The 1,221-nt window shown below is 60.3% G+C and carries 1 protein-coding gene; it reads right to left on the bottom strand.

All coding sequences use genetic code 11. The features are described 5' to 3' along the window. Positions 1–48: 48 nt before the first annotated feature. The coding region (gene tnpC / locus MKD50_RS30380) for an IS66 family transposase (RefSeq protein ID WP_041232871.1) at positions 49–1,221 on the bottom strand (1,173 nt) is incomplete at its 5' end.

Here is a 1,221-nt window from a genome sequence, read left to right on the forward strand (position 1 = left end):
CGTAAGCGGTCGACTAACAACGCCTCTTGCGGCCGGATACGAGGTCGGCTAAACAGCGGATGTCTTGAGATTCCAAGGCAGCAAGGCCTCGTAGTCGTCAGCGGTCTTCGCGAGCGGCAGCGCCTTGAACAAGGCGACGAGATAGCGGTACGTATCGACGCCATTGGCCTTGCAGGTCTCAATGATCGAGTACAGATTCGCGCTTGCGTTCGCGCCAGCCACGGTGTCACAGAAGAGCCAGTTCCGGCGCCCTACGGTGAACGGCCTGATCGAATTCTCAATCACATTGTTCGATATCGGCCAGGCGCCGTTCTCGACGTAACGGACGAGCTTGGGCCACTGGTTATGGAAGTAGTGTAGTGCCTCGCCGAACTTGCTTCGCGGCAACACGGTGTGCAGGTGCTGCAACAGCATGGCTTCGATTTCGTCTAGCACAGGCCGACTCTGCTCGGCACGGATCTGCTGGCGCTGCTCTGGTTTCATCTCGCGAGTCCGAGCCTCGACAGCAAAGAGCTTGGCGATGAGCGCGATGAACTGCGTGATTGGATGTTCGCCACCGCGCTGCTCCTTGGGCAGAGCCTCCTCGGCCTCAATCATGTAACGACGGGCATGAGCCCAGCATCCAAGATGGATCAGTCGATTCGCGTGCGCGACCTTGTCGTACGAGTCGTACCCGTCGGTCATCAACACCGTTCCTGGCTTGATGCCGGCATAGAGCTCCGCAGCATGTTTCGTTGACCGCGTTGGGCTGTAAGCAAACAGCCGTACCGGCGGGCCCGATCCATTCATCTGCGCCCAGAGGTAACTTTTGGTCTGGGCAAGCTTGCCGGGCTCCTTGAGCACCTGGACGGTAGTTTCGTCGCCGTACACAAGGTCATCGTCCAGCAGATGGTCGCGCATCAGGTTGATGATGGGCTGCACGGCCTCGCCGACACGTACTACGCTGGCGGCCAATGTACTGCGCGAGAGGTCGCCGCCGAAGCGGTGCAGCAAGGCGGCCTGGCGGTACAGTGGCAGCGCGTCTTGGTACTTGGAGGTGATGCACCAGGCTAGCGCGGATTCAGTCAGCAAGCCCTTGGGGATGATGCGTGCGGGGGCGGGCGTCACCTTGATACTGCCGTCGCAGCACGGGCACGCGTACTTGACACGCTGGTGCTGGATCACTCGGACCTGCTGGGGGATGATGTCGAGTTGCTCGCTGATCTCCACGCCAATCTCAAC

This window comes from Cupriavidus mimosae, assembly GCF_023952485.1.
In the GTDB taxonomy this organism is placed as follows: domain Bacteria; phylum Pseudomonadota; class Gammaproteobacteria; order Burkholderiales; family Burkholderiaceae; genus Cupriavidus; species Cupriavidus taiwanensis_C.